This is a genomic window from Paraburkholderia ultramafica, from assembly GCF_902859915.1.
Classification (GTDB): domain Bacteria; phylum Pseudomonadota; class Gammaproteobacteria; order Burkholderiales; family Burkholderiaceae; genus Paraburkholderia; species Paraburkholderia ultramafica.
The window spans coordinates 98,486-121,904 of the sequence record NZ_CADIKK010000018.1; the positions used below are offsets into that span (position 1 = coordinate 98,486).

27 protein-coding genes and 1 tRNA gene are annotated in these 23,419 nt (G+C 62.0%); 21 read left to right on the forward strand and 7 right to left on the reverse strand.

The genetic code is table 11. The features are described from left to right. The 7 genes from hisI to tatC all read left to right on the forward strand — a co-directional run bounded on the left by hisI (position 1) and on the right by tatC (position 3,589). Positions 1 to 411, forward strand: coding sequence for a phosphoribosyl-AMP cyclohydrolase (gene hisI / locus HV744_RS20085; protein ID WP_175151165.1), 411 nt, complete (start codon positions 1 to 3; stop codon positions 409 to 411). After that, a complete protein-coding gene (locus HV744_RS20090) occupies positions 408 to 803 on the forward strand; it encodes a phosphoribosyl-ATP diphosphatase (protein WP_175151166.1) in 396 nt (131 codons plus the stop codon). The genes hisI and HV744_RS20090 overlap by 4 nt, the downstream gene beginning before the upstream one ends. A gap of 80 nt (positions 804 to 883) precedes the next feature. Further along, a complete protein-coding gene (locus tag HV744_RS20095) occupies positions 884 to 1,279 on the forward strand; it encodes a DUF4870 family protein (protein WP_175151167.1) in 396 nt (131 codons plus the stop codon). An 83-nt stretch (positions 1,280 to 1,362) separates the two neighbouring features. Beyond that, on the forward strand, positions 1,363 to 1,728 hold the full coding sequence (locus HV744_RS20100) for a histidine triad nucleotide-binding protein (RefSeq protein WP_175151168.1): 366 nt from the start codon (positions 1,363 to 1,365) through the stop codon (positions 1,726 to 1,728). 246 nt (positions 1,729 to 1,974) lie between these two features. After that, positions 1,975 to 2,214 (forward strand): Sec-independent protein translocase subunit TatA, encoded by a 240-nt coding sequence (gene tatA, locus HV744_RS20105; RefSeq protein WP_007180217.1) that lies wholly within the window; start codon positions 1,975 to 1,977, stop codon positions 2,212 to 2,214. Between the two features lie 39 nt (positions 2,215 to 2,253). Next, entirely contained in the window at positions 2,254 to 2,772 is a 519-nt protein-coding gene (gene tatB / locus HV744_RS20110; RefSeq protein WP_175151169.1) for a Sec-independent protein translocase protein TatB, read from the forward strand. A 34-nt stretch (positions 2,773 to 2,806) separates the two neighbouring features. Continuing rightward, positions 2,807 to 3,589 (forward strand): twin-arginine translocase subunit TatC, encoded by a 783-nt coding sequence (gene tatC / locus HV744_RS20115; RefSeq protein ID WP_175151170.1) that lies wholly within the window; start codon positions 2,807 to 2,809, stop codon positions 3,587 to 3,589. Positions 3,590 to 3,715: 126 nt separating this feature from the next. On the opposite strand, the gene HV744_RS20120 is transcribed toward tatC, so the two are convergent. Then, positions 3,716 to 4,939: a Do family serine endopeptidase gene (locus HV744_RS20120; protein WP_175151171.1), complete on the reverse strand. Its 1,224-nt coding sequence runs from the start codon at positions 4,937 to 4,939 to the stop codon at positions 3,716 to 3,718. 19 nt (positions 4,940 to 4,958) lie between these two features. On the opposite strand from HV744_RS20120, the gene HV744_RS20125 reads away from it, so the two are divergent. The 9 genes from HV744_RS20125 (at position 4,959) to HV744_RS20165 (ending at position 12,529) form a co-directional block, all read left to right on the forward strand. Then, complete coding sequence (locus tag HV744_RS20125) at positions 4,959 to 5,705, forward strand: Nif3-like dinuclear metal center hexameric protein (RefSeq protein ID WP_175151172.1); 747 nt, start codon at positions 4,959 to 4,961, stop codon at positions 5,703 to 5,705. A 230-nt stretch (positions 5,706 to 5,935) separates the two neighbouring features. Then, entirely contained in the window at positions 5,936 to 6,556 is a 621-nt protein-coding gene (petA, locus tag HV744_RS20130) for a ubiquinol-cytochrome c reductase iron-sulfur subunit (RefSeq protein ID WP_246279121.1), read from the forward strand. After that, positions 6,556 to 7,935 (forward strand): cytochrome b, encoded by a 1,380-nt coding sequence (locus HV744_RS20135; protein ID WP_175151174.1) that lies wholly within the window; start codon positions 6,556 to 6,558, stop codon positions 7,933 to 7,935. The genes petA and HV744_RS20135 overlap by 1 nt, the downstream gene beginning before the upstream one ends. 22 nt (positions 7,936 to 7,957) lie before the next feature. Then, on the forward strand, positions 7,958 to 8,713 hold the full coding sequence (locus HV744_RS20140; RefSeq protein WP_175151175.1) for a cytochrome c1: 756 nt from the start codon (positions 7,958 to 7,960) through the stop codon (positions 8,711 to 8,713). 95 nt (positions 8,714 to 8,808) lie between these two features. Beyond that, positions 8,809 to 9,420 (forward strand): glutathione S-transferase N-terminal domain-containing protein, encoded by a 612-nt coding sequence (locus tag HV744_RS20145; protein WP_006052302.1) that lies wholly within the window; start codon positions 8,809 to 8,811, stop codon positions 9,418 to 9,420. Positions 9,421 to 9,488: 68 nt separating this feature from the next. After that, on the forward strand, positions 9,489 to 10,001 hold the full coding sequence (locus HV744_RS20150) for a ClpXP protease specificity-enhancing factor (RefSeq protein WP_175151176.1): 513 nt from the start codon (positions 9,489 to 9,491) through the stop codon (positions 9,999 to 10,001). 19 nt (positions 10,002 to 10,020) lie between these two features. Continuing rightward, positions 10,021 to 10,096 (forward strand) — tRNA-Thr (locus HV744_RS20155). A 458-nt stretch (positions 10,097 to 10,554) separates the two neighbouring features. Next, positions 10,555 to 11,124, forward strand: a complete 570-nt coding sequence (locus HV744_RS20160) for a TetR/AcrR family transcriptional regulator (RefSeq protein WP_175151177.1) — start codon at positions 10,555 to 10,557, stop codon at positions 11,122 to 11,124. Between the two features lie 280 nt (positions 11,125 to 11,404). Further along, on the forward strand, positions 11,405 to 12,529 hold the full coding sequence (locus HV744_RS20165; RefSeq protein WP_175151178.1) for a methyltransferase: 1,125 nt from the start codon (positions 11,405 to 11,407) through the stop codon (positions 12,527 to 12,529). A gap of 63 nt (positions 12,530 to 12,592) precedes the next feature. Here the strand turns inward: HV744_RS20165 and HV744_RS20170 are convergent, their stop codons facing one another. Continuing rightward, a complete protein-coding gene (locus tag HV744_RS20170) occupies positions 12,593 to 13,867 on the reverse strand; it encodes a TIGR03862 family flavoprotein (RefSeq protein ID WP_175151179.1) in 1,275 nt (424 codons plus the stop codon). Positions 13,868 to 14,250: 383 nt separating this feature from the next. On the opposite strand from HV744_RS20170, the gene HV744_RS20175 reads away from it, so the two are divergent. Next, the gene (locus HV744_RS20175) at positions 14,251 to 14,460 is read left to right on the forward strand and encodes a DUF1059 domain-containing protein (RefSeq protein ID WP_175151180.1); all 210 of its coding nucleotides are present in this window, start codon (positions 14,251 to 14,253) and stop codon (positions 14,458 to 14,460) included. 104 nt (positions 14,461 to 14,564) lie between these two features. Here the strand turns inward: HV744_RS20175 and HV744_RS20180 are convergent, their stop codons facing one another. Then, on the reverse strand, positions 14,565 to 14,885 hold the full coding sequence (locus HV744_RS20180; RefSeq protein ID WP_175151181.1) for a type II toxin-antitoxin system HicA family toxin: 321 nt from the start codon (positions 14,883 to 14,885) through the stop codon (positions 14,565 to 14,567). Between the two features lie 381 nt (positions 14,886 to 15,266). Here HV744_RS20180 and HV744_RS20185 point away from each other — a divergent pair, with 381 nt between their 5' ends. Next, the gene (locus tag HV744_RS20185) at positions 15,267 to 16,109 is read left to right on the forward strand and encodes a class I SAM-dependent methyltransferase (protein ID WP_175151182.1); all 843 of its coding nucleotides are present in this window, start codon (positions 15,267 to 15,269) and stop codon (positions 16,107 to 16,109) included. A gap of 78 nt (positions 16,110 to 16,187) precedes the next feature. Here the strand turns inward: HV744_RS20185 and HV744_RS20190 are convergent, their stop codons facing one another. Both HV744_RS20190 and HV744_RS20195 read right to left on the reverse strand, forming a co-directional pair. Beyond that, positions 16,188 to 16,742: a DUF1415 domain-containing protein gene (locus HV744_RS20190; RefSeq protein WP_175151183.1), complete on the reverse strand. Its 555-nt coding sequence runs from the start codon at positions 16,740 to 16,742 to the stop codon at positions 16,188 to 16,190. Between the two features lie 119 nt (positions 16,743 to 16,861). After that, the gene (locus HV744_RS20195) at positions 16,862 to 17,503 is read right to left on the reverse strand and encodes a TetR/AcrR family transcriptional regulator (RefSeq protein ID WP_175151184.1); all 642 of its coding nucleotides are present in this window, start codon (positions 17,501 to 17,503) and stop codon (positions 16,862 to 16,864) included. 155 nt (positions 17,504 to 17,658) lie between these two features. Between HV744_RS20195 and HV744_RS20200 the strand changes: the two genes are divergently transcribed. Next, positions 17,659 to 18,942, forward strand: a complete 1,284-nt coding sequence (locus tag HV744_RS20200; RefSeq protein ID WP_175151185.1) for an MFS transporter — start codon at positions 17,659 to 17,661, stop codon at positions 18,940 to 18,942. 188 nt (positions 18,943 to 19,130) lie between these two features. Beyond that, complete coding sequence (locus HV744_RS20205) at positions 19,131 to 19,724, forward strand: nitroreductase family protein (protein WP_175151186.1); 594 nt, start codon at positions 19,131 to 19,133, stop codon at positions 19,722 to 19,724. Between the two features lie 55 nt (positions 19,725 to 19,779). Here HV744_RS20205 and HV744_RS20210 read toward each other — a convergent pair whose 3' ends face one another. After that, on the reverse strand, positions 19,780 to 21,255 hold the full coding sequence (locus tag HV744_RS20210) for an MFS transporter (protein ID WP_175151187.1): 1,476 nt from the start codon (positions 21,253 to 21,255) through the stop codon (positions 19,780 to 19,782). Positions 21,256 to 21,444: 189 nt separating this feature from the next. On the opposite strand from HV744_RS20210, the gene HV744_RS20215 reads away from it, so the two are divergent. Next, positions 21,445 to 22,695, forward strand: a complete 1,251-nt coding sequence (locus HV744_RS20215) for an Hsp70 family protein (protein ID WP_175151188.1) — start codon at positions 21,445 to 21,447, stop codon at positions 22,693 to 22,695. 113 nt (positions 22,696 to 22,808) lie between these two features. Here the strand turns inward: HV744_RS20215 and HV744_RS20220 are convergent, their stop codons facing one another. Further along, positions 22,809 to 23,012: a cold-shock protein gene (locus tag HV744_RS20220; protein WP_007180251.1), complete on the reverse strand. Its 204-nt coding sequence runs from the start codon at positions 23,010 to 23,012 to the stop codon at positions 22,809 to 22,811. Positions 23,013 to 23,419 lie beyond the last annotated feature (407 nt).

The window sequence follows — 23,419 nt, forward strand, 5'->3', positions numbered from 1 at the left end:
GTGGTGAATCCCTCGGCAGTGAACTGGCTCGACAAGGTCAAGTGGGACGCGAACGGCCTCGTGCCGGTGATCGCGCAGGAAGCGTCGAGCAACGACGTGCTGATGTTCGCGTGGATGAACCGCGAAGCGCTGGCGAAGACCATCGAAACCGGCCGCGCGGTGTACTTCTCGCGTTCGCGTCAGCGCCTGTGGTTCAAGGGCGAAGAGTCCGGCCATGTGCAGCACGTGCATGAAGTGCGGCTCGATTGCGACGAAGACGTCGTGCTGCTGAAGGTGGAGCAGGTGTCGGGCATCGCGTGCCACACCGGCCGCCACTCGTGCTTTTTCCAGAAATTCGAAGGCTCGGTGAACGAGGGCGATTGGGTCGCCGTCGATCCCGTGCTGAAAGACCCCGAACACATCTACAAATGACGCAATCCACGCAATCCACGTCGTCCCAACCCGCGTCCACCGCCGACACGCTGCTGCGCCTCGCGGCGATCATCGACAGCCGCAAGGGCGGTGATCCGGACGTCTCCTACGTGTCGCGCCTGTTCCACAAGGGCGATGACGCGGTGCTGAAGAAGATCGGCGAAGAAGCCACCGAAGTCGTGCTGGCCGCCAAGGACGCGCGTCACGGCGGCGCGCCGAAGGCGCTGGTCGGCGAGGTCGCGGACCTGTGGTTTCACTGCCTCGTGATGCTGTCGCACTTCGATCTGGGCCCGGCGGACGTGCTCGCCGAACTCGAGCGCCGCGAAGGGCTGTCGGGCATCGAGGAAAAGGCGCTGCGCAAGAGCCGCGAGCGCGAACAGAACGGCGATTGACCGGCCCGGCTAGAAGTCGCGAGCGCCGGCGCCCACTTTGCACTGAACGCATCTGAACGCATCTTCGGGAGGACGCAAGCATGGAACAGTCGCACGAGAGCTATCCGCCGCCGGTCTATCGCAACGCCATGGAGCCGGAGCGCGAACGCAGCCTGCGCACGCTCACGCACGTGCTGTATGCGCTGTACGCGGTCCACTGGCTGACTGGCGGCCTGACGATTCTGATAGCGATCATCATCAACTACGTGAAGCGGCCCGATGTGGTGGGCACGGCGTACGAAGCCCATTTCGAGTGGCAGATCCGTTCTTTCTGGCTGTGTCTGCTCGGTTACGCGATCGGCGCCCTGCTGCTGCTCGTGGTGATCGGCATTCCGGTCCTGTGGGCCGTCAGTATCTGGATGTTGTACCGTATTATCAAAGGCTGGCTGTATCTGTACGATAACAAGCCGCTTGCGAATCCGCGCGGCTGGGTCTGAGTGTCGTCGGTCCGTTTGTCGGGCCTGACTCGAACCTGGCTGCGTCACGCTTCGCGCTCCAGTCATACCGCGTCAGGAATACGATGAGTCACGATCCAAACTGCCTTTTCTGCAAGATCGCCGCCGGCGAGATCCCGTCGACCAAAGTCCACGAAGACGAAGAGTTTGTTGCCTTTCGCGACATCCGTCCGGCGGCCAGGACGCACGTGCTGGTGATTCCGCGCAAGCACGTCGCCACGCTGTCGAATTGCACCGAAAGCGATGCGCCGCTGCTTGGTAGAATGCTTATCTTGGTGGCGCGTCTGGCCGATCAACTGGGTGTTGCGTACATCGGCGGCGAAACGGGTTTTCGCACGGTAATCAATACGGGTCCGGGCGGCGGCCAGGAGGTGTATCACCTGCACGCGCACATTCTCGCGGGACCACGCCCCTGGCAACGAATGGGCTGACGGAAAAGCGCGGGTCATGGACCCCGCTGCGAGTTTTGGTCAGGGACAATAGCGCGGCCGTCGTTTTCTGCAACATGTAATAACGTCGACGCGATCATCGGGCCACAATGACATTTGTCGCGCCGCTGGTTGAATCGGGAGAGCCTGCGGTAACGTATAGATGAAGCATCAGCGCTTCAGGTCACGCCGCAAGGCGCACGAATTTTGCCGCATCACGGTGCGGTGTCGGGGTTAAGGAGAGTAGTCATGGGTTCGTTGAGCATTTGGCATTGGCTGATCGTGTTGTTGATCGTGGCGCTCGTGTTCGGCACGAAGAAGCTGCGCAACATCGGCACCGATCTGGGCGGCGCGGTGAAGGGCTTCAAGGAAGGCATGAAGGAAGCCGAAACGCCGGCAGGCGAAGCGCAGCAGCGTGAACTGCCGCGCAACGGCGCGGTGGATGTGGATGCGAAGGAAAAAGCGCCGCGTTCCGGCGATTACCGCTAAGCCGCGGCTTACCCGCGTTACTGACGGACATTCCACTTCATGCTGGACCTCGGTCTAACCAAGATGGCGCTGATCGGCGTCGTCGCGCTGGTCGTACTTGGGCCTGAGCGCCTGCCACGTGTCGCCCGCACGGCCGGCGCGCTGTTCGGCCGCGCGCAGCGGTATATCAACGACGTGAAGGCCGAAGTCACGCGCGAAATCGAACTCGACGAACTGCGTCGCATGAAGACCGAGTTCGAAACAGCCGCGAGCAATGTCGAAACCTCCGTTCAGGACAATCTGCGCAAGCACGAAAGCGAACTGAACGACGCGTGGAACAGCGGCACGTCGGTGTCGCCCAGCATTGCCGGCGGCGCGCTCGAAGACGTCGGCAATTCGTCGTGGCCGAACAGCACGCCGTCCACGGCGCCCAGGCGCAAGAACTGGCGCGTCAAGCAGACCGCCATGCCCACCTGGTATAAGCGCGCAACCACGCGTCGCACGCGCGTGCAGTCGGGTGCTGCGCGCGTCGCGCGGCATACGCCCGCCACCATGCGTCGTCCCACGCGGTTCTTCTGATGATCAGAACGACAATCTCCAACCGAGGGCCGGCGTGAGCGACCCCCAGCAAACCCAGGACGAAGGCACTGAAGAGACCTTCATTTCACACCTCGTTGAACTGCGCGACCGCATCATCCGTGCGGGCCTTGCCGTCATCGTGGTGTTCATCGGACTCGTATATTGGGCGCCGGACATCTTCCGGCTGCTGGCGCGCCCGCTAATGCAGAACCTGCCGAAGGACGGCAAGATGATCGTCACCGACGTCACCGGCTCGTTCTTCGTGCCGATGAAGGTGACCATGCTGGTCGCTTTCGTGATCGCGCTGCCCGTCGTGCTATATCAGATCTGGGCATTTGTCGCACCGGGACTTTATCAGCACGAGAAGAAGCTGGTCGGGCCGCTGGTGGCCAGCAGCTACACGCTGTTTTTGTGCGGCATGGCGTTCGCGTACTTCGTGGTGTTCCCGACCATCTTCCGTGTGATGGCGCATTACAACGCGCCGCTCGGCGCGGAAATGACCACCGACATCGACAATTACCTGAGTTTCGTGCTGACGATGTTCATCGCGTTCGGTGTGACGTTCGAAGTGCCGATCGTCGTGGTGCTGCTGGTCCGCATGAACGTGCTGACCATCAAGAAGCTCAAGGAGATTCGTCCGTATGTGATCGTCGGCGCGTTCGTGATTTCCGCCGTGGTGACGCCGCCGGACGTGTTCTCGCAGCTGATCCTCGCGATTCCGCTGATCGTGCTGTACGAGGCGGGGATCATCGCGGCGCGTCTATTTGTCGGCAAGCAGCCGGCTGTGATCGAAGACGCGAGTCCGCCGTCGAATTGATGTAGCGCTTCGGGCGCTTGCGGAAAAAGGCGAACAAAACCAAAAGGGCAGTCCATCGCGGACTGCCCTTTATGTTTTTGCTTCGGCGTGGCTGGCCGCTATGGCCTCGCAGCGCCGCTTCGTGCTTCAACCGCCTTCGTTGTCCTGCTGATCGCCGCCGCCGTTATCTTCGACCGGTTGCTTCGGCGGGGGCGGGCGCTTGCCGATAGTCACGTCCAGCTCGATCTCGCGGCCCTTGCGCACCAGGTGCACTTTCGCAGCCGTGCCCGGCTTGATCTGCGCAATGACGTTCAACAGACGCGTGGTGTCGGTGATCTCCTGGCCGTTCACCCTCATCAGAATGTCGCCCGGCTTGATGCCTGCACGGTCGGCAGGACCACTCTTCAGCACGCCTGCGACGATCGCCCCCGATTTCTGGTCGAGCCCGAACGACTCGGCGATCTCCGGCGTCACATCCTGCGGCTCGACGCCGATCCAACCACGCGTTACCGAGCCGGTGGTGATGATGCTCTCCAGCACGCTGCGAGCGGTCGACACCGGGATTGCAAAGCCGATGCCGAGCGAGCCGCCAGAACGCGAATAGATCGCGGTGTTGATGCCGAGCAGGTTGCCGTTCACGTCGACCAGCGCGCCTCCCGAGTTGCCCGGGTTGATGGCCGCGTCGGTCTGGATGAAGTTTTCGAACGTGTTGATGCCGAGATGGTTGCGCCCGAGCGCGCTGACGATGCCCATGGTCACCGTCTGGCCGACGCCGAACGGATTGCCGATCGCCAGCACCACGTCGCCGACGCGCGTCTGGTCCATGCGGCCGAGCGTGATGGCGGGCAGATTGGTCATGTTGACCTTGAGCACGGCCAGATCCGTTTCAGGGTCGATGCCGATCACCTTCGCATTGGTGGTGCGACCATCGGCCAGCGCGATTTCGATCTGATCGGCGCCGTCCACGACGTGCTGGTTCGTTAGAATGTAACCTTCCGAACTCACTATCACACCGGAGCCGAGGTTGGATGCCGGTTGCTCCCGTTGCTTGCGCTTGTTCTTGTCGCCGAAGAAGTAGCGGAACAGCGGATCTTTCGCGCGCGGATCGGGCGGCAGTGAGCCATCCTTGCTGGAGAACACATTGACGACCGCGGGCATCGCCTTTTGCGCGGCGTCCGCATAGGACTCCTGGGGGGGCCCGCTGCCGATGCCTGGCGCCACTTCCCGCAGGGCGACGATGGGTTCGGCGAGTTGCTTGCCGAATTGCCCTTGACGCTGGAGCCACTGCGGTTTGAGGGTCGCAATGATGAACATCAGCGCCAACAGCACAGTCACCGCTTGGGCAAAGAACAGCCAAAAGCGTCTAAGCATCTGAAGACTAGAGGTTTATATGGATCGGATCGAACTTGAATTGTACTTGAACAATCTTCTTGAAACTGCGCGCTTCAAGGACTATTGCCCCAATGGATTGCAGGTCGAAGGGCGTCGCCGGATCAATAAGCTCGCTACCGGCGTAACCGCGTCGGTGGCCTTTCTGGAGGCTGCGCTCGACTGGGGCGCGGACGCCGTGCTGGTCCATCACGGCTACTTCTGGCGCAACGAAGCGCCGCAGATCACCGGCCGCAAACATGCGCGTCTGAAACTGCTGATCGGCAACGACCTGAATCTGTTCGCCTATCACCTGCCGCTCGACGACCATCCCGAGTTGGGCAACAACGCGCAGATCGGCGCGAAGATGGGCTGGATCAGCGACGCGCGCTTCGGCGAGAACGACCTCGGCTGGCTCGCCACTTTTCCGATGCCGATCACGCTCGCGCACTTCACCGCGGAAATCGAGCAGACGCTCGGCCGCACGCCGCTCGTGTTCGGCGACCCGGACCGCGTGCTGCGCCGCGTGGGCTGGTGCACGGGCGCCGCGCAAGGCATGTTCGACGCGGCGATCAACGCCGGCGCCGACGTCTACCTGACCGGCGAGGTGTCGGAGTCGGTGATGCACACGGCGGCGGAAAGCGGCGTTGCGTTTCTCGCGGCCGGACATCACGCGACGGAACGCTTCGGTGTGCAGGCGGTGGGCAAGCATCTGTCCGAGCAGTTCGATATCGAACATCTGTTTATCGATATCCCCAATCCCGTTTGAATTGCAAATTGCATTAAAGAAGAAAAAGAAGAAAAACGCGCGAATAACGCAGAAGGCACTTAAAAAGAGGTGCGAGAAAGTTTGCGTTTCCGTACGGAGAAACCCTGAGTTATCAAGGGCTTCGCACGGTTTTTGGCAATCGGCCCTTGTAAATGGCGACTCCATTCCCGCAAACTAGCGGCGGTAGAAGAGACGTGAAGGAAAAATCCAACTCGGAAGTGGGGCGTGTGATGCGAGACAAAGAAGATGAACGCGTCGACGGCAGCCGCCGGAACTGGCTGGTAGCGACGACCGTAGCAGGTGGCATAGGAGGCGTTGCCATTGTCGTACCCTTTGTTGGTTCGTTTGCACCATCTGAAAAGGCCAAGGCAGCAGGTGCCCCGGTCGAGGTCGATATCGGCAATCTCAAGCCTGGCGACATGATGACCGTTGCCTGGCGCGGTAAACCCGTGTGGATCATCAACCGCACCGACAGGATGCTCGCCGATGTGCAGAAAGCCGATAGCCAGGTAGCGGACCCCCACACCACGATTCCCTTTTCGATGCCGTTGCCGGACTACTGCAACAACGAATTCCGTTCACGCGCCGAAAACAGGCATCTTTTAGTCGCCGTCGCCGTGTGCACCCATCTGGGCTGCACGCCGACGCCGCGCTTCCAGGAGGGCGCGCAGCCCAATCTTCCCGACGACTGGCCGGGCGGCTTTCTGTGCCCGTGCCACGGCTCGACCTACGACATGGCCGGCCGCGTCTTCAAGAACAAACCTGCGCCGCAGAACCTCGACATCCCGCGCTTCATGTTCACGTCGGCCACCGGCCTCGTGATCGGGAAGGACGAGAAAGGAGAAGCGTAATGGCGATGGACCACGAAGTAGAGACGACCGGGCTGGCCGGCTGGATCGACCGGCGCTTTCCGATGACGGCCACCTGGAAGAAGCACGTTTCCGAGTACTACGCGCCGAAGAACTTCAACTTCTGGTACTTCTTCGGTTCGCTCGCGTTGCTGGTGCTGGTCATTCAGATCGTCACCGGCATCTTCCTCACGATGAACTACAAGCCCGACGCGACGCTCGCGTTCTCGTCGGTCGAGTACATCATGCGCGAGGTGCCGTGGGGCTGGCTGATCCGCTATATGCACTCGACGGGCGCGTCGATGTTTTTCGTGGTCGTGTATCTGCATATGTTCCGCGGGCTGATGTACGGCTCGTACCGCAAGCCGCGCGAGCTGGTGTGGATCTTCGGCTGCCTGATCTTCCTGAGCCTGATGGCCGAGGCGTTCTTCGGCTATCTGCTGCCGTGGGGACAGATGTCGTTCTGGGGCGCGCAGGTGATCGTCAACCTGTTCTCGGCGATTCCGTTCATCGGGCCCGATCTGTCGCTGTGGATTCGCGGCGACTATGTGGTCTCGGACGTCACGCTCAATCGCTTCTTCGCGTTTCATGTGATTGCGATTCCGCTGGTGCTCGTCGGGCTGGTGATCGCGCACCTGGTCGCGCTGCATGAAGTGGGGTCGAATAACCCGGACGGTATCGAGATCAAGGCGAAGAAGGGCCCGGACGGGGTTCCGCTCGACGGCATTCCGTTTCACCCGTACTACTCGGTGCACGATTTCATGGGCACGTCGGTATTTCTGCTGATCTTCGCCGTGATCATCTTCTTCGCGCCGGAAATGGGCGGGTACTTCCTCGAAGCGAACAACTTCATTCCCGCCAATCCGCTGCAAACGCCGCCGGAAATTGCGCCGGTGTGGTACTTCACGGCCTTCTACGCGATGCTGCGCGCCACCACCGATCCGTTCAAGATCGTGCTGATGATCGTGATCGCGCTGCTCGGCCTGCTCGCGCTGGTGCGGGCGCGCGGCAAGTGGAAGATCGGCTTGCCGGTGCTCGCGGTGCTGGTGATTCTGGCGATGGCCTTCACCGAATCGAAGTTCTGGGGCGTGGTGGTGATGGGCGGCGCGGTGATCTCGCTGTTCTTCCTGCCGTGGCTCGACCGCTCGCCGGTGAAGTCGATCCGTTACCGGCCGTTTTTTCACAAGGTGTTCTATGGGATCTTCGTGCTCGCTTTCCTGACCTTGGGCTTCCTCGGCACGAGGCCGCCGTCGCCTGCCTCGACGCTGATTGCCCAGGCATGCGCGCTGATCTACTTCGCGTTTTTCCTTGGCATGCCGTTCTGGACGCGGCTTGGCACGTTCAAGCAGCCGCCCGAACGGGTGCGGTTCAAGCCTCACTAATCGCGAGCCAGGAGAATACGAAATGAAAAAACTGCTTTCGACGTGCGCGCTGATCGGCGCGACACTGCTCGCGGTGCTGGCCGGCCCGGCTTACGCGGACGAGAATTTCCCTCTCGACCGCGCGCCGGATAACGCAGAGAATTTCGCTTCTTTGCAGCACGGCGCGCAATTGTTTGTAAACTACTGCCTGAATTGCCACAGCGCGAACCTGATGCGCTACAACCGGCTGACCGATCTCGGCATCACGCCGAGCGAAATCCAGTCGAACCTGCTGTTCACCACCGACAAGGTCGGCAACACGATGACCGTGGCGATGCGCCCGGACGACGCGAAGGCGTGGTTCGGGGCGGCGGCGCCGGATCTGTCGGTGGAAGCGCGGGCGCGCGGCAAGGACTGGCTGTACACGTATCTGCGCAGTTTTTATCGCGACAATACGCGGCCCACCGGCTGGAATAATCTGGTGTTCGAGAACGTGAGCATGCCTCACGTGCTGTGGCAGCTTCAGGGGCAACGCGCAGCGAAATTCGGTAACGAAACAGACGAAAAAACTGGCGAGACGGTACACAAATTTGTCGGCTTCCAGCAGCTCACTCCGGGGACTATGTCGCCGGTAGATTATGATTCTGCTGTGGCCGACCTCGTGTCGTACCTGTCATGGATGTCCGAACCGACGCAGAAAACCCGCAAACAGCTTGGCGTGTGGGTGCTAATGTTCCTCGGTATCCTGAGCTTTTTCGCCTGGCGACTGAACGCCGCGTACTGGAAACATATCAAATAATCACGCCGTCACCCGGCGTGGGGCCGGCGCCAGGAAAAACCTGCTGAACGGTTTTTTCGCGCGCTGGCCTTTCAGCTTTTTGAGGAAATGTAAACATGATGGTTCTGTATTCCGGCACAACTTGCCCGTTCTCCCAGCGCTGCCGGCTGGTGTTGTTCGAAAAGGGCATGGACTTCGAGATCCGCGACGTCGACCTGTTTAACAAGCCGGAAGACATCGCCGTGATGAATCCGTATGGTCAAGTGCCGATTCTCGTCGAACGGGACCTGATTCTGTACGAATCGAACATCATCAACGAGTACATCGACGAGCGCTTCCCGCATCCGCAGCTGATGCCGGCTGATCCGGTGCAGCGCGCCCGCGCCCGCCTGTTCCTGCTGAACTTCGAGAAGGAACTGTTCGTGCACGTCGGCACCCTCGAAAATGAGAAGGGCAAGGCGGCCGAGAAGAATCACGAGAAGGCCCGTCTGGCGATCCGCGATCGCCTGACGCAGCTCGCGCCGATCTTCCTGAAGAACAAGTACATGCTCGGCGAAGAGTTCTCGATGCTCGACGTCGCGATCGCGCCGCTGCTGTGGCGTCTGGATCATTACGGCATCGAGCTGTCGAAGAACGCAGCACCGCTGATGAAGTACGCCGAGCGCATTTTCAGCCGCCCGGCTTATATCGAAGCGCTGACGCCTTCGGAAAAGGTGATGCGTCGTTGAGTTTGGCTTTGGGGTGAGGGCGCCGCGCAGCACATTGCGCGGGCCTGCGCCCGGTAAGAGGACTGTTGATGCAAGAGATTTCCACGAAGCCTTATCTGCTGCGCGCGCTCTACGAGTGGTGCACGGATAACGGCTATACGCCGCACATCGCGGTCCGGGTCGACAATCAGACGCGCGTGCCGCGTCAGTTTGTGCGCGACAACGAAATCGTGTTGAACATCAGCTTCGAGGCGACCAGCCAGTTGCAGATGGGCAACGAGTGGATCGAGTTCAGCGCGCGCTTCTCCGGCAAGTCGCACAAGATCGAGGTGCCGATCGCCAATATTCTCGCGATCTATGCGCGCGAAAACGGGCAGGGCATGGCGTTCCCGGTCGAGTCGGCGGGCGGCGAAGCGCAGGACTCCGGCGCCGACGCGGAACCGGCGGACGAGACCGCCGTGCCGGCTGCGCCGCGTGCGGTCGAGACGTCGCCGGCGGCCGATACGACTGCCGCGAAGGCCGATAGCGCGGCGGACAGCCCCCAGCCTGACGACGATGGTTCGAAAGGTGGCGGAAGGGCTCGCCTCAAGATCGTAAAATGAAGTAGAATCACGGCCTCATGCCGGCTTAGCTCATCAGGTAGAGCGCTTGACTTGTAATCATGAGGTGGCGGGTTCGAGTCCTGCAGCCGGCACCAGTAGTACGAAACGGGGTTTCTGTTCAGTCAGAAACCCCGTTTTTCATTTGCGGGTCCGCAAGTGATTGTCTGCGGCGCGTGATTATTAAATTGTGCCAAGCGGGACAAGCGCGCGTATCGAAGAAGGAAACGAGCCTCACTGCGTAAAAACGCTAACGGCGCGCCAATGGCGATTAAGCGTTGAAGAAAAGATGAGTTGCGGACATAAGGATGTCCGCAACTGAAACTGAAGGCTTGCATATTTTGACTGGGCGCTATGCAGGCTGACTTGCCGCGCCGTTGTGGATCTCTCAGGTTCTTTTTTGTTCAGCCGTATTCGTGCTTTCAGGAACTATACCCAGCCGATACGGACCTGTCTATTTTCTGGCCGAGAACTCCGCTAAAACGTGATGTCGCGCAATAGACAATTCGGCCTACTTGATTAATCATTTCGCATATTTTTATCATTTGAGGCCGCCGTGTCCGCCAAGCGTCAGCAGATTCTCGATACCGCAACGATTCTGTTCAGCAAGCATGGCTACCATGCGGTTGGCGTGGACTGGATCATTGCCGAATCGGGCGTCGCGAAAATGACGATGTACCGGCATTTCCCGTCCAAAACCGATCTGGTGATCGCCGTGTTGCGGCAGCGCCAGCGGCAGTGCGCGGTGTCGCTCAAGGCGTTCGTGGCCCAGGCCGATATGCCGCTGGCCCGCCTCGAACGGGTTTTCGACTGGCATCGGGACTGGTTTACGAGCGACACCTTCACCGGCTGCATGTTCACGCACGCCGCTGCCGAATTCGCCGACAAAGGCAGCAGCATCCACAAGATCAGCGTCGAACAGAAGGCGGACCTTACGCGGTTTATCGAGCAACTGGCCGCGGATATCGTGCCGTCCGCGCAGGCCAAGGGGCTGGCGTCCGTGATCGTGATGCTGCTGGATGGCGCCACGCTGGCGATGCAGATTTCCGGCCGTCAGAGTGCCGCGACAGATGCCTGGCATGCCGCGCGCGACCTGCTGGCCTTGTATTCCGAGGCCGCCTCCTGAGCGCGCGCCGAGCCTCTCGCGCACTGCGTCGATGAGGCCGAAAAGGGCCCAGAATCGCCATATCTCTTTCACCTTGTCGATTGTGGACGTTTTAGTCTAGATTCTGCGCGCCGGCGTCTACTTCAGTCACGCCCGCCGACGAATAGCGCACCGCGAACCCGTACGACAGAGGTACTATTCGGGCGTCAGTCGGCCTCGCTATCAAGTACTCCGGCGGGCAACGCCCCCGACGACGCAACGTCGCATCGCGTCACTCCCGCAACACCGATCCCACCTCACCATGACCAGCCCTGCAACCATTACATGGCCCGAAGCCGACGGCCCCCGCACCGCGCGTTGGCGCTCCGAAGCGGCCGTGCCGCCGCCTAAACGCGTAATCGTCGCGGATGACCGCACCACCGCCGACTCGGCCTACCGCCTCGCCTGCGAAGGGACCGCGCTGTTGTGGAACGGCGACTTCCAGAACGCGCGTCAACTGCTGCAGGCGGTCACGCGCCGGCTCGAGCGCAAACCGCGCAAGCAGGGCGAAACGCCGATCGACGCGTTCAACCTGCATCGGCAGGCGCAGTCGCAACGCGCGCGCACGCTCGGCATGATCCTGATTCCGCTCGACGCCGCGTACGGCATTCCGCTGCGCCGCGCGCCCGAGGTGCGGCAGGCCTGTATCGAAACCTATGGACCGTCCACCGATGAAGCGTCGGTCGTATCGTTGCGCGAACTGCTCGGCCTGATCGGCGCGCACGAGTGGCGTAAGAAGGGCGTCGAGATTCCGGTGTTGGGCGAGCGCATCCATCCGCACTACGGCGTGTTTTCGCCGGTGCGCGGTGAATATGTCGATCTGGTTGCGCGCACGCCGCTGCCGTCGCTGAACAAGGCGTTCGATATCGGCACCGGTACGGGTGTGTTGGCCGCGTTGCTTGCCAAACGCGGCGTGAAGAAAATCATCGCCACCGATCAGGACCCGCGAGCGCTTGCCTGTGCACGCGAGAACCTCGCACGCCTCGGTTACGACCAGCAAGTCGAGGTGGTGCAAGCGGATCTGTTTCCGGAAGGCCGGGCGCCGCTCGTCGTTTGCAATCCGCCGTGGGTGCCGGCACGGCCCGCGTCGCCGGTCGAATATGCGGTCTACGATCCGGAAAGCCGCATGCTGCTCGGGTTCCTGAACGGTCTCGCGGAGCATCTGTCGCCGGGTGGCGAGGGCTGGTTGATCCTGTCGGATTTCGCCGAGCATCTTGGCTTGCGCACGCGCGAGTGGCTGCTTGCTGCGATTGAAAAGGCCGGGCTGACCGTGGTGGGCCGCGAGGACATTCGTCCGCGGCATCCGAAGTCGACCGATGAATCCGACGCGCTGCACACGGCGCGAGTGGCTGAAGTGACGTCGTTGTGGCGTCTCAAGGCGCGTTGAGTGGTGAGACGGCAGCGAGAAGCGTTGTCGCGAAGCTGAGAGGCGGCGCGTCACGCCTACGCGCTACGCATCACGCGCCCTAAGCGCCTTGAGATACGCCAACGCACCTCGACCGGCCACCAGTCCGCTGGCAAAACAGGCGGTGAGCAAATAGCCGCCGGTCGGCGCTTCCCAGTCGAGCATCTCGCCCGCACAGAACACGCCAGGCAGACGCTCGATCATCAGGTGCGCGTCGAGCGCTTCGAACGGAATGCCGCCGGCGGTGCTGATCGCTTCCGCGATAGGCCGCGCTCGCGTCAGCCGCACCGGCAGCGCCTTGACAGCGCGCGCGAGGCCGTCCACGTCGGCGAAGGCTTCCTTCGATAAAATCTCGTGCAGTAAAGCCAGCTTGACCCCGCCAATCCCGATTCTGCCGTGCAGATGACTCGCCATCGAGCGTGAGCCGCGCGGCCGCGTGACTTCGGCGACGACTCGCTCGAGCGTCAAGCCGGGCACCAAATCCAGAGCGATCGTGACCTCTCCGTCGGCCAGAATTCGCTCGCGGATCGCTGCCGACAACGCGTAAATCAGACTCCCTTCGAGGCCGGTTTCGGTCAGAAGTATTTCACCTTGTCGATGGTGGACTTTATTGTCTACATCGGTGAGCGTAATGGCGACCGGCTTGATCGGCTGGCCTGCGAAACGTTCTCGCAGATACGGGCTCCAGTCCGCGTCGAAGCCACAGTTCGCGGGCCGCAACGGCGTCACCGGCACTTCGCGCGAGGCCATCAACGGCACCCAGGCGGCGTCCGATCCGAGCCGCGGCCAGCTTGCGCCGCCCAGCGCGAATACCACGGCATCGCAGGTCACGGTCTGCTCGCCGTCGGGCGTCGCGAAGCGCAGCGTGTGTGTGGCGGTGTCGGCAGCGTCCGGACTCCAACCGTTCCACTTGTGCCGCATGTGAAACTGCACACCCGCCTCTCGCAGTCGATGCAGCCACGCACGCAGCATCGGTGCGGCTTTCATATCGGCAGGAAAAACCCGCCCGGAACTGCCGACGAAGGTCTCGATGCCGAGCCCTTGCAACCAGGCTCGCAGCGCGTCGGGCCCGAATACGTCCAGCAGCGGCGCGATCTGCTCACGGCGCGCGCCGTAGCGCCCGAGAAACGGCTCGAGCGGTTCCGAATGCGTGATGTTCATGCCGCCTTTGCCCGCCATCAGGAACTTGCGGCCGACCGACGGCATCGCGTCATAAACGTCGACTTGCGCGCCGCGCCGGGCGAGCGCCTCGGCCGCCATCAAGCCGGCGGGGCCGCCGCCTGTCACGGCGACGCGGACGGAATCGAAGGAAGATGGCATGCGGTCCTGCGGGTAAGCGGAAGGAAGAGGCGGCGCGCCGGCCTGTCCGGATGAGCACGCGGCGCGAAGGGCGCTATTTTCACACCGCGGACAGCGCAGGGCAAACGAGCAGCCGGGACGGCGAGCCGAAAAAAGCTGGGTTCAGGCGTTCCCGTATCCGTTTCGCGCGCGTTCGCGTCGTCGTTATTGAACGGTGCGAACTATACTTTTCAAACACCTTCCCTCGGACGCAATTCGCGTCTTTCCCGCGCAAAACCAGCCCCACTGTCTGCTTACCGCCCGACGCGGCCAATGCTGCCGCGCCACGGCCGGCGACGTGGTTCGCGCGTCTGCTGTCTGCGTGAAGGAGTGAAGCTCTGATCGTCTGGATCGAGGAGACTGCCATGACCCGCAAATACATCGACTGCCGCGAGTTCCCGAGCGAAATGAACTGCACCGTTGCCCTATCCGCCGACAGCGAGAGCGAATTGCTCGACGCGGCCGTTCAGCATGCGGTGGCCGTGCACAAACACACGGATTCACCGGAACTGCGTGCGCAACTCAAAACGCTGTTTCATGAGGGCACGCCACCGGCCGAAGCGCCGCGCGCGTGAGTGTTCGTCCCTCGGCGGACGGAAGATGCCTGGCCGACCGGGCGAGCGGCGCAGAGCCGCCCGCGGGTCGCGGCGTGGTCGCGTGATGTGATGGTTGGACTCTCCTAACCGGGGTAAGCCTCGTCCACCTTCAGCCCGGCGAGCTTGAAAATGACCCGCAGCGTTTGGGGTTTGATGTCGCGCCGCGACGCGAGCGTGGTCATCACGAAATCGAGCACTTTGGCGTACTTGAGCATGGTCAGACACGTTTCCATGTCGACGCAGCCATCGCGCATGACCTCCGCGAGACGTAGCATTTCGGTGGAGATGTCGCGCGCCATCTCCAGTTCGAGTTGCTGCTTTTCTGACCAGGCCGGCGTCGCGGTGAGCTTCGCCAGCATTTCCTGAAACTTCTGTTCGACGTTTCCGTTGGGTACCGTATCCATTGCTGCCTCTTCTATCATCCGAGCGCGCGTCCGGTTGAAGTCTCGGCGCGCTGCTGGTTACGTAACGTTCGGCCCGGGTTCCGGGACGTCCTCCCCACATGCCTTCGGTTCGCGTGATCGGTGCCACGGCCGGCAGCCTCTTGTTATCGGCGACTCGGTCTGCGCTATTGGGCTGGGCCGGCGCGCAAGCTGTTTTCAGCCACTCCCGAAACGTCTCGTATGATGTTTTTCGAGCAGGAAGCGTTCCAGGTTGACGGCTTTCCTGCAAGTTTGCGCGGCTCATTCGGTGAGCGTGTCGCACTTTGGGTAAACTGGCAGCAATTTTTCCCTTTTTCCGTCATCTGTCGCACGTTCGCGTTGCAATTGATGGCGGTTCACACGATGTCCAGTAAAACCCACGAAATCCGTCCGAACCAATCCGTCGAGTTGTTGAAGGAGCTCCACATCCTCACGCGCGACGGCAAGATGAACCAGGACAGCCGCCGCAAGCTGAAGCAGGTCTACCATCTGTTCCAGTTCATCGAACCGCTGCTCAAAGACCTCAAGGACAAGCAGGGCGCGTTGACGCTCGTCGACCATGGCGCGGGCAAGTCATATCTAGGTTTTATTCTTTACGATCTTTTCTTCAAGGAGTTTCAGGACGCCGCAGGTGGGGCTTCGCACATTTACGGCATTGAAACCCGCGAGGATCTCGTGACGAAGTCCGAAGAATTGGCCACCCGGCTGGGCTTTACGGGGATGTCGTTTCTGAACCTGTCGGTGGCGGAGTCGATCACGTCGGCGCGCTTGCCGGCGCAGATTGACATCGTGACGGCACTGCATGCCTGCAATACCGCGACCGACGACGCGATCCGGTTCGCGCTGGAAAAGCACGCCGAGTACATCGTGGTGGTGCCGTGCTGTCAGGCTGAGGTGGCCGGGGTGCTACGGCAGAACAAGGGGAAGTCGCTGGGGAACGCATTGACGGAGATCTGGCGGCATCCGCTGCACACGCGGGAATTCGGCAGCCAGATCACGAATGTGCTGCGGTGTTTGCAGCTGGAAGCGCATGGCTATCAGGTCAGCGTGACCGAACTGGTCGGGTGGGAGCATTCGATGAAGAATGAACTCATCATCGCGCAGTACAAGGATTTGCCGCGGCGTCGGCCGGCCGAGCGGCTTAATGAGGTGATGGAAACGCTCGGTATCGAAGAGTTGAAAGAGCGCTTTTTTGTTGCTGCCTGATTGCGTCCAGGTTGGCGGTGGCGACGCTTCTTCGCTGACAAGGGCGGCTCTTGCGGGCCGCCACTTCCATTACTCGAATCACCGCTTCATCAACTCGTTCCAGCCGGCAAGGCCGATCCGCCGCAGGGTTGCCTGATTGCGCCCGTAAATCTCTTGCGCATCGGGGAAGGCCTGAACGGCCCGCTCAATGCTGTCCTCGCGTAGCAGATGCAGGATCGGATAGGGCGCCCGGTTCGTGTAATTCTCGATATCGTCGGGCTCGCTGCCTTCAAACTGATAAGAAGGATGAAAGCTCGCAATCTGAACAATCCCTTCGAGCCGAAGCTGCTTGATGAGCCGTTCGGCGAAAAACAGGCAATCGTTGAAGTCGAGAAAATCGCCGAGCGCGCGCGGCAGAATTAGCAGCGTGGTGTCGACGGCATCCGGCGCGGCCGCGATCAGCGTCTGAAGCTCGGCTTCGAGATCGGTCAACACGGCTTCCATGTCCACGGCGTCGCTGACAGCGTAGCGAATCTGCCCCTTCACATGCACGGCCTTCGCGAACGGGCACAAATTAAGGCCGATCACGGCCTCGGTCAGCCAGTGACGAGTGGCGGCAACGACGGCGTCGTGGGATTCGGCAGGCAACGGCATGGCTGGCGACACAGCGGGTAAAAGCGCCATTCTAACGGCGCTGACCTGCGACGCTTTGCGCCCAGCGCAAACAGCGGCGCTAAAAACCTTGACTCAGCTCAACTCGACCCCGGCCCGGCTCAACTCGCCTGCGCACCGCCGCATGCCGCGGCGATCAACTGCGCAGCGATCTTCGGCACGGCCAGGATGGGTCCGCAGCCTGGGCCGTAAGTCTGGCTCGCCGCATACACGCCCTCGATCATCAAACCGAGCCCATTGGCGAGCGCCACTGGGTCATCGGCGCCCGCGGCCGTCGTCAGTTCGGTGAGACGCGCCATCAAACGCTGCTTGTTGCGGAATACGAACTGCCGCGCCGGATGCGCGGTATCCGGAAACTCCACCGACACGTTCACAAACGGACAGCCGCGATAGTCGTCGACCGACGCGCGCACCACGAGGTCGTCGAAATACTGCTGAAGCTGCTTCGCCGGCTCGCCCGGATGTTTGGCGAAACTCATCTCCACATAGCCGAAGAACTGCTCGTCCTTTTGCTCCAGATAAGCCAGCACCAATTCGTCCTTCGACGAAAACTGCCGGTACAGACTCATCTTGTTCACACCGGCGCGCTCGACCACCGCGTCGACGCCAACCGTTCGCACGCCCTCGCGATAGAACAACTCGCTCGCGGCGCGCAGCAGATTCCGCTGGGCCTGCGGCCCCGCCGTCTGCGCGCTGCGCGCGCGCCTCGCACGGGCCGGCTTGAGGGTTTCGCTGTCGGACATGATGGCCACCTGAATTGAATTGACGCCTTGACATGTTACCGACCAGTAACTAAGATCGCAACACCATTGTGACTGATCTGTCACAAGTCCTTTACCAAAGTCGTAATAATGCGAACGACGCAGCCTGCGGGGGCGACGCGTCGATTGGAGAACCAATGAACTGGGCAGCGAGAGTGATTGGCGGGCGTTTCCACTATGGCTGGTTGACCGTAGCGGTGGTGTTTCTGGTACTGCTGGCGGCGGCCGGCACGCGCGCCACGCCGAGCGTGATGATGGTGCCGCTCGAGCATCAGTTCGGCTGGAGCCGCGCGACGATCTCACTGGCGATTTCCGTGAACATCGCGCTTTACGGGCTGATGGGGCCGTTCGCGGCGGCGGCGATGCAGCGTTTCGGCGTCCGTCCCACGCTGCTGGTCGCGCTCGGCACGATGGCCGCGGGCGTGGCGCTGTCGTCGCTGATGACGCATCCGTGGCAGATGGTGCTGATCTGGGGCGTGATGGTCGGCGGCTCGACGGGTGTCGCGGCGCTGTCGTTGTCGGCGACCGTGGTGACGCGCTGGTTCACCACGCACCGCGGCCTCGTGATGGGCATTCTCACGGCAAGTTCGGCCACTGGCCAACTCGTGTTCCTGCCGGTGCTCGCGGCCATCGCCGAGCATTACGGCTGGCGCCAGGTCGTATGGGTCGTCGCGCTCGCGGCGGCGGTCGTGCTTCCGCTGGTCGCGTTTCTGCTGCCCGAACGCCCGGACGACATGAAGTTGCGTCCGTACGGCGAGCCGCACGACGCACCGGCCGCCAGCACCGTCACCAGACAGAATCCGCTCGCCATTGCGTTCGGCACGCTCGCGATGGCGAGCAAGACCCGCGACTTCTGGCTGCTGTTCTTCAGCTTTTTCATCTGCGGCGCGAGCACCAACGGCTACGTCGGCACCCATCTGATCGCGATGTGCGGCGACTACGGCATGACCGAGGTGCAGGGCGCGTCGCTGCTCGCCGCGATGGGCATCTTCGATCTGTTCGGCACGACGCTGTCAGGCTGGCTGTCGGACCGCTTCAATAGCCGCGTGCTGCTGTTCTGGTATTACGGTCTGCGCGGCCTGTCGCTGATGTATCTGCCGCACGCGTTCGGCATCGACTTCTTCGGTCTGCCGCTGTTTGCCGTGTTCTACGGCCTTGACTGGATCGCCACCGTTCCGCCGACCGTGCGTCTGGCGACGGACGTATACGGCAAGGAGTCGGCGCCGGTGGTATTCGGCTGGGTGGTGGCGGGCCACCAGCTCGGGGCGGCGTTCGCGGCGCTCGGCGCGGGCATGCTGCGCGCGAGCCTGGGCACTTATACGGTGGCGTCGATGATTTCGGGCGGCCTGTGCCTGGTCGCCGCGGTAATTGTGTTGCGGATCAACCGGGCGGCGAAGGTGCCGGAACCGCAAGCGGTGTAAAGCTGCGCGCCGCGGTCGCAACAGAGCAACAGAGCAACACGCGACGGGCCCACCCAGGGGCCGTTTCCTTTTGCAAAGCGCGTGGAAACAAACTGCTCGCTTGTTGGACCGCGCGCGCCGAAGCCCGGTTATGCTATGTGACCCCGGGCGGCCGCCCGGCGATCATGAATTTCGACCGAGAGAAGCGCATGACCAACAAACCTGCCCCTACCGAAGTTGCCATTCACGAGCTGATTGCAGGCCGCTGGAGCCCGCGCGCGTATTCGAGCGAACTGGTGAGCCGCGAGAATTTGCGTTCCGTGCTCGAAGCGGCACGCTGGGCGCCGTCTTCGTATAACGCGCAGCCTTGGCGTTTTCTCGTATTCGATCGCAGCGTCGATGAGGTCTCGTACAAGCAGGCTTTCGCGACGCTGGTGCCGTTCAACCAGGGCTGGAATACCCGGGCGCCGGTGTTGATCGCCGTGACCGCGCACACGCTGACCAGCAAGGGCGAAGTGAATCGCTGCGCAGCGTACGATGCGGGCGCCGCGGCCATGGCGCTGGTACTGCAGGCGCATGCGCTCGGGCTTGCCGCGCATCAGATGAGCGGTTTCGATCCGAACGCATTCCGCACGGCATTCGCGCTGCCGAACGACGTCGAAGTGATCGCGATGATTTCGCTCGGCCACTACGGTGAGGTCGACAAGCTGGATCCGGTGCTGCGCGAACGCGAGAAGTCGGTGCGCCAGCGCCTGCCGCTGGCGGACATCGCCTACGGCGGCGGCTGGAAGAAGGCTTTCTGAACGGCTTGCAGCCCCTGAGGTGACAAAAAAACGCGCGGCGCCGACCGCGCGTTTTTTATTCCGCGTCGTCCGCGACGCTCGATAGCGGCGCCGCCACGTGCTCGAGCGGTTTCCGCTCCGCGTCCACACCCCAGATCGCCGCGACCACAGCCGCCACCAGCATCAGCCCCGAGCCGACCAGATAGCCCGAAAACACCTCGCTGCGTTGCTGCGTGTCGATCAGCCGGCCGAAGAACGCCGGCCCGACAATGCCGCCAAGCGCCGTGCCGAACGCATAGAAGACCGCGATCGCCAGCGCGCGGATTTCGAGCGGAAATGATTCGCTGACCGTCAGATAGGCCGAACTCGCCGCTGCCGAGGCGAAGAAGAAAATCACCATCCAGGCGATCGTCTGCGTGACGACGGTTAGCAGGTGCTGCTCGAACAGGTAGCCGCTCAGCGTCAGCAGGATCGCGGACATCGCATAGGTCGTCGCGATCATCTTGCGCCGTCCGATCACATCGAACAGCCGGCCCAGCAGCAGCGGCCCGAGAAAATTGCCGAGTGCGAAGGGCAGCAGGTACCAGCCGATGCGCTCGCCTGGCACCTGGTAGAAATCGGTGAGCACGAGCGCGTAGGTGAAGAAGATCGCGTTGTAGAAGAACGCCTGCGCGGTCATCAGCGTCAGGCCGACCAGAGCGCGGCGTCGGTGCACTTTGAAGAGCGTGTGGAATACCTCGCGCAGCGGCGTATGCCGGCGGGCGCGCAGCCGCAGTCGCGTGAGGCTGTCGTCGGAGAGCACGTGGCCTTCGTGGCGAAAGCGCGTCTCGATCCGTTCGACGATCGAGCGTGCGGCGCGCTCGCCGCCGTGCGTCACCAGCCAGCGGGGGCTTTCGGGTATCCAGACGCGCATTGGCAAAATCCCCAGCGCCAGCACCGCGCCGATGAAGAAGCAGGCGCGCCAGCCCCAGTCGGCCGGCAGCAGGTGTGGATCGAGCAGCACCAGCGAGCCCGCCGCGCCGAGCGCCGCGCCGACCCAGAACGTGCCGTTGATGCCGAGATCGGTCCAGCCGCGCACCCGGGCCGGCGTGAATTCCTGGATCGTCGAATTGATCGCCGTGTATTCGCCGCCGATGCCCGCGCCGGTCAGGAAGCGAAACAGCAGGAAACTGCCCAGATTCCACGACAGCGAGGTCGCCGCGGTGGCGGCCAGATAGAGCGCGAGCGTGATGAAAAACAGCTTGCGCCGGCCGAGCCGGTCGGTCAGCCAGCCGAACCCGAGCGCACCGAGCACCGCGCCGGCGATGTACGCGCTGCCCGCGAGGCCCACGTCAGCGTTGGAAAAGCGCAACGACGGACTGGACTTCAACGCACTCGCGACGGCGCCCGCCAGCGTCACTTCGAGACCGTCGAGCAGCCACGTGACGCCCAGCGCCACCACGATCAGCGAGTGAAAGCGGCCCCACGGCAGCCGGTCGAGCCGCGAGGGCAGGTCCGTTTCGATCAGCATGGCGGTTTTTTCGTGAACGGCGGCAGTCGGCGGTGCGCTCATTGCTTGAAGTCTCCTCAATCCGGAAATTTGGCGGCGTATCCTGTCGAAACGAGCAAGATTCGTTCCGTCGAACGATACGTTTGCGATACCGCGGCCATTCCAAAAGCGTTAGTTGATACTGATTGAGCTTTCGTGATACAAAGCCGCTCCCCTTTCTGTCCGCGCCAGCCGTGAGCGGCGATTCCTGCCATGAACTATTGCGCGATTGACTTCGGTACTTCCAACTCGGCCGTGGCCGTGCCTGACGGCACTCAGCTGAAGCTCGCGCCCGTCGAAGGCGCCTATACGACGCTGCCCACCTCGGTCTTTTTCAATACCGACGAGGACACCCGCGAATTCGGGCGGGCGGCGCTGGCCGCGTACATCGACGGATTCGACGGCCGCCTGATGCGCTCGATGAAAAGCATTCTCGGCTCGCCGCTCGCCGAGAACTCCACCGATCTGGGCGATGGTTCCGCGATCAAGTACACCGAGGTGATCGCGATTTTCGTCGATCACCTCAAACGTTCGGCCGAAAAGAGCGTCGGCGGCGCGATCAACCGCGCGGTGCTGGGCCGCCCGGTGTTTTTCGTCGACGACGATCCGCGCGCCGATCAGATGGCGCAGCAGCAGCTCGAAGCTGCGGCGCGGTCGGTCGGCTTGCGGGAAATTCACTTTCAGTATGAGCCGATCGCGGCCGCGTTCGACTATGAATCGCATCTGACGGAAGAGGGACTCGTGCTGGTGGCCGATATCGGCGGTGGTACGTCGGACTTTTCCTTGGTGCGGGTCGGGCCGGAGCGGATGAAGCGCGTCGAGCGCAAGGACGACGTGCTGGCCCACCACGGCGTGCACGTCGCGGGCACGGACTTCGACCGCCGCGTCGAACTGACGACGATCCTGCGTGAACTCGGCTATCAGGCGCTCGATCCGGAAGGGCGTGAGATTCCGAACCGGATCTATTTCGATCTGGCGACCTGGCACCTGATCAACACGGTCTATGCGCCGAAGCGCGTGAGCGAACTCGCGCTGATGCGGCACCTGTTCACCGAGGTCAAGCACCACGACCGCCTGATGCGCGTCGTGGAGCGCCGCCTCGGGCACGCGCTGGCGGCGCACGCGGAAGAGGCGAAGATCGGCGTGGCGGCGGGCGGCGAGACGCTGATCGACCTCGACGAAGTGGAAGACGACCTGCGCCTCGCATTCGACGAAGCCCAACTCATCAAGGCGGGCCAGGATGAGACGCAGCGCATCGTGCAGGCGGCGCGCGACACGGTCCAGGCGGCCGGCGTCGCGCCGCGCGATGTCGGGGCGATTTATTTCACGGGCGGTTCGACCGGTCTGGCGTTTCTATCCGGCGCATTGGCGGCGGCATTTCCGGATGCCAAAGCGGTATTCGGCGATCGTCTCGCCAGTGTCGCGACGGGACTCGGTATTCACGCCCGGCGTTTGTTCGGATAACCAGCAAACTAATCCGTCGCATACTGCGAAGATAATCAGCGTATTCAGTTGCAGCGCATATAAAAAAACCCCGCCGAGGCGGGGTTTTTTGCGTCCAGAAGGAAGCGTGTTGCTTACACCGGCTTGATGTTAGCAGCTTGCTTGCCCTTCGGGCCCGTCTTCACTTCAAACGTAACCTTTTGGTTTTCTTGCAGCGTCTTGAAGCCTTCCGTGCGGATTTCCGAGAAATGCGCGAACAGATCTTCGCCACCGCCGTCCGGCGTGATGAAGCCAAAGCCCTTTGCGTCATTGAACCACTTGACGGTACCGGTTTCCATATTACTTGTTCCTAAAGATGGTAAATAAGGCCGAAGCCCAGAGGGTGCATGAAAATCAAGGAAGGGGGTAATGGGACCAACCGGAGTACCGTTGATGGGCGAACTACGAAAGACCAATTCACTCGCCGCTTGAAATCCTGCCCGAACGTTATACGGCCATTTCGAGCGAAGGTCAACACCTCTGCTCAAATCTTTACGAATATTTGGCAGGTGGGCGCGGTTTTTGCTTACAAAGCTTGCTGTCTGTCCGGGTTTTTTGCTAGGGAGAACCCTTGGTTTCGCTGCAGCAAGTCGGTGCAACCGTTAAACTACGCGCCGCGCGTCGGTTGCACCTATCTAGGGTGGATCCGTCGCGCATGCATGCGCGTCACCTCGTCTCCAGCGCCACAAGCGATGTCACGTGGTGC

Excerpts from the sequence above, each read along its gene's own strand:
- HV744_RS20090 (WP_175151166.1), top strand. The coding sequence starts at position 408 with ATGACGCAATCCACGCAATCCACGTCGTCCCAACCCGCGTCCACCGCC.
- HV744_RS20095 (WP_175151167.1), top strand. The coding sequence starts at position 884 with ATGGAACAGTCGCACGAGAGCTATCCGCCGCCGGTCTATCGCAACGCC.
- HV744_RS20100 (WP_175151168.1), top strand. The coding sequence starts at position 1,363 with ATGAGTCACGATCCAAACTGCCTTTTCTGCAAGATCGCCGCCGGCGAG.
- tatA (WP_007180217.1), top strand. The coding sequence starts at position 1,975 with ATGGGTTCGTTGAGCATTTGGCATTGGCTGATCGTGTTGTTGATCGTG.
- tatB (WP_175151169.1), top strand. The coding sequence starts at position 2,254 with ATGCTGGACCTCGGTCTAACCAAGATGGCGCTGATCGGCGTCGTCGCG.
- HV744_RS20120 (WP_175151171.1), bottom strand. The coding sequence starts at position 4,939 with ATGCTTAGACGCTTTTGGCTGTTCTTTGCCCAAGCGGTGACTGTGCTG.
- HV744_RS20125 (WP_175151172.1), top strand. The coding sequence starts at position 4,959 with ATGGATCGGATCGAACTTGAATTGTACTTGAACAATCTTCTTGAAACT.
- petA (WP_246279121.1), top strand. The coding sequence starts at position 5,936 with ATGCGAGACAAAGAAGATGAACGCGTCGACGGCAGCCGCCGGAACTGG.
- HV744_RS20135 (WP_175151174.1), top strand. The coding sequence starts at position 6,556 with ATGGCGATGGACCACGAAGTAGAGACGACCGGGCTGGCCGGCTGGATC.
- HV744_RS20140 (WP_175151175.1), top strand. The coding sequence starts at position 7,958 with ATGAAAAAACTGCTTTCGACGTGCGCGCTGATCGGCGCGACACTGCTC.
- HV744_RS20145 (WP_006052302.1), top strand. The coding sequence starts at position 8,809 with ATGATGGTTCTGTATTCCGGCACAACTTGCCCGTTCTCCCAGCGCTGC.
- HV744_RS20150 (WP_175151176.1), top strand. The coding sequence starts at position 9,489 with ATGCAAGAGATTTCCACGAAGCCTTATCTGCTGCGCGCGCTCTACGAG.
- HV744_RS20165 (WP_175151178.1), top strand. The coding sequence starts at position 11,405 with ATGACCAGCCCTGCAACCATTACATGGCCCGAAGCCGACGGCCCCCGC.
- HV744_RS20170 (WP_175151179.1), bottom strand. The coding sequence starts at position 13,867 with ATGCCATCTTCCTTCGATTCCGTCCGCGTCGCCGTGACAGGCGGCGGC.
- HV744_RS20175 (WP_175151180.1), top strand. The coding sequence starts at position 14,251 with ATGACCCGCAAATACATCGACTGCCGCGAGTTCCCGAGCGAAATGAAC.
- HV744_RS20180 (WP_175151181.1), bottom strand. The coding sequence starts at position 14,885 with ATGGATACGGTACCCAACGGAAACGTCGAACAGAAGTTTCAGGAAATG.
- HV744_RS20185 (WP_175151182.1), top strand. The coding sequence starts at position 15,267 with ATGTCCAGTAAAACCCACGAAATCCGTCCGAACCAATCCGTCGAGTTG.
- HV744_RS20190 (WP_175151183.1), bottom strand. The coding sequence starts at position 16,742 with ATGCCGTTGCCTGCCGAATCCCACGACGCCGTCGTTGCCGCCACTCGT.
- HV744_RS20195 (WP_175151184.1), bottom strand. The coding sequence starts at position 17,503 with ATGTCCGACAGCGAAACCCTCAAGCCGGCCCGTGCGAGGCGCGCGCGC.
- HV744_RS20200 (WP_175151185.1), top strand. The coding sequence starts at position 17,659 with ATGAACTGGGCAGCGAGAGTGATTGGCGGGCGTTTCCACTATGGCTGG.
- HV744_RS20205 (WP_175151186.1), top strand. The coding sequence starts at position 19,131 with ATGACCAACAAACCTGCCCCTACCGAAGTTGCCATTCACGAGCTGATT.
- HV744_RS20210 (WP_175151187.1), bottom strand. The coding sequence starts at position 21,255 with ATGAGCGCACCGCCGACTGCCGCCGTTCACGAAAAAACCGCCATGCTG.
- HV744_RS20215 (WP_175151188.1), top strand. The coding sequence starts at position 21,445 with ATGAACTATTGCGCGATTGACTTCGGTACTTCCAACTCGGCCGTGGCC.
- HV744_RS20220 (WP_007180251.1), bottom strand. The coding sequence starts at position 23,012 with ATGGAAACCGGTACCGTCAAGTGGTTCAATGACGCAAAGGGCTTTGGC.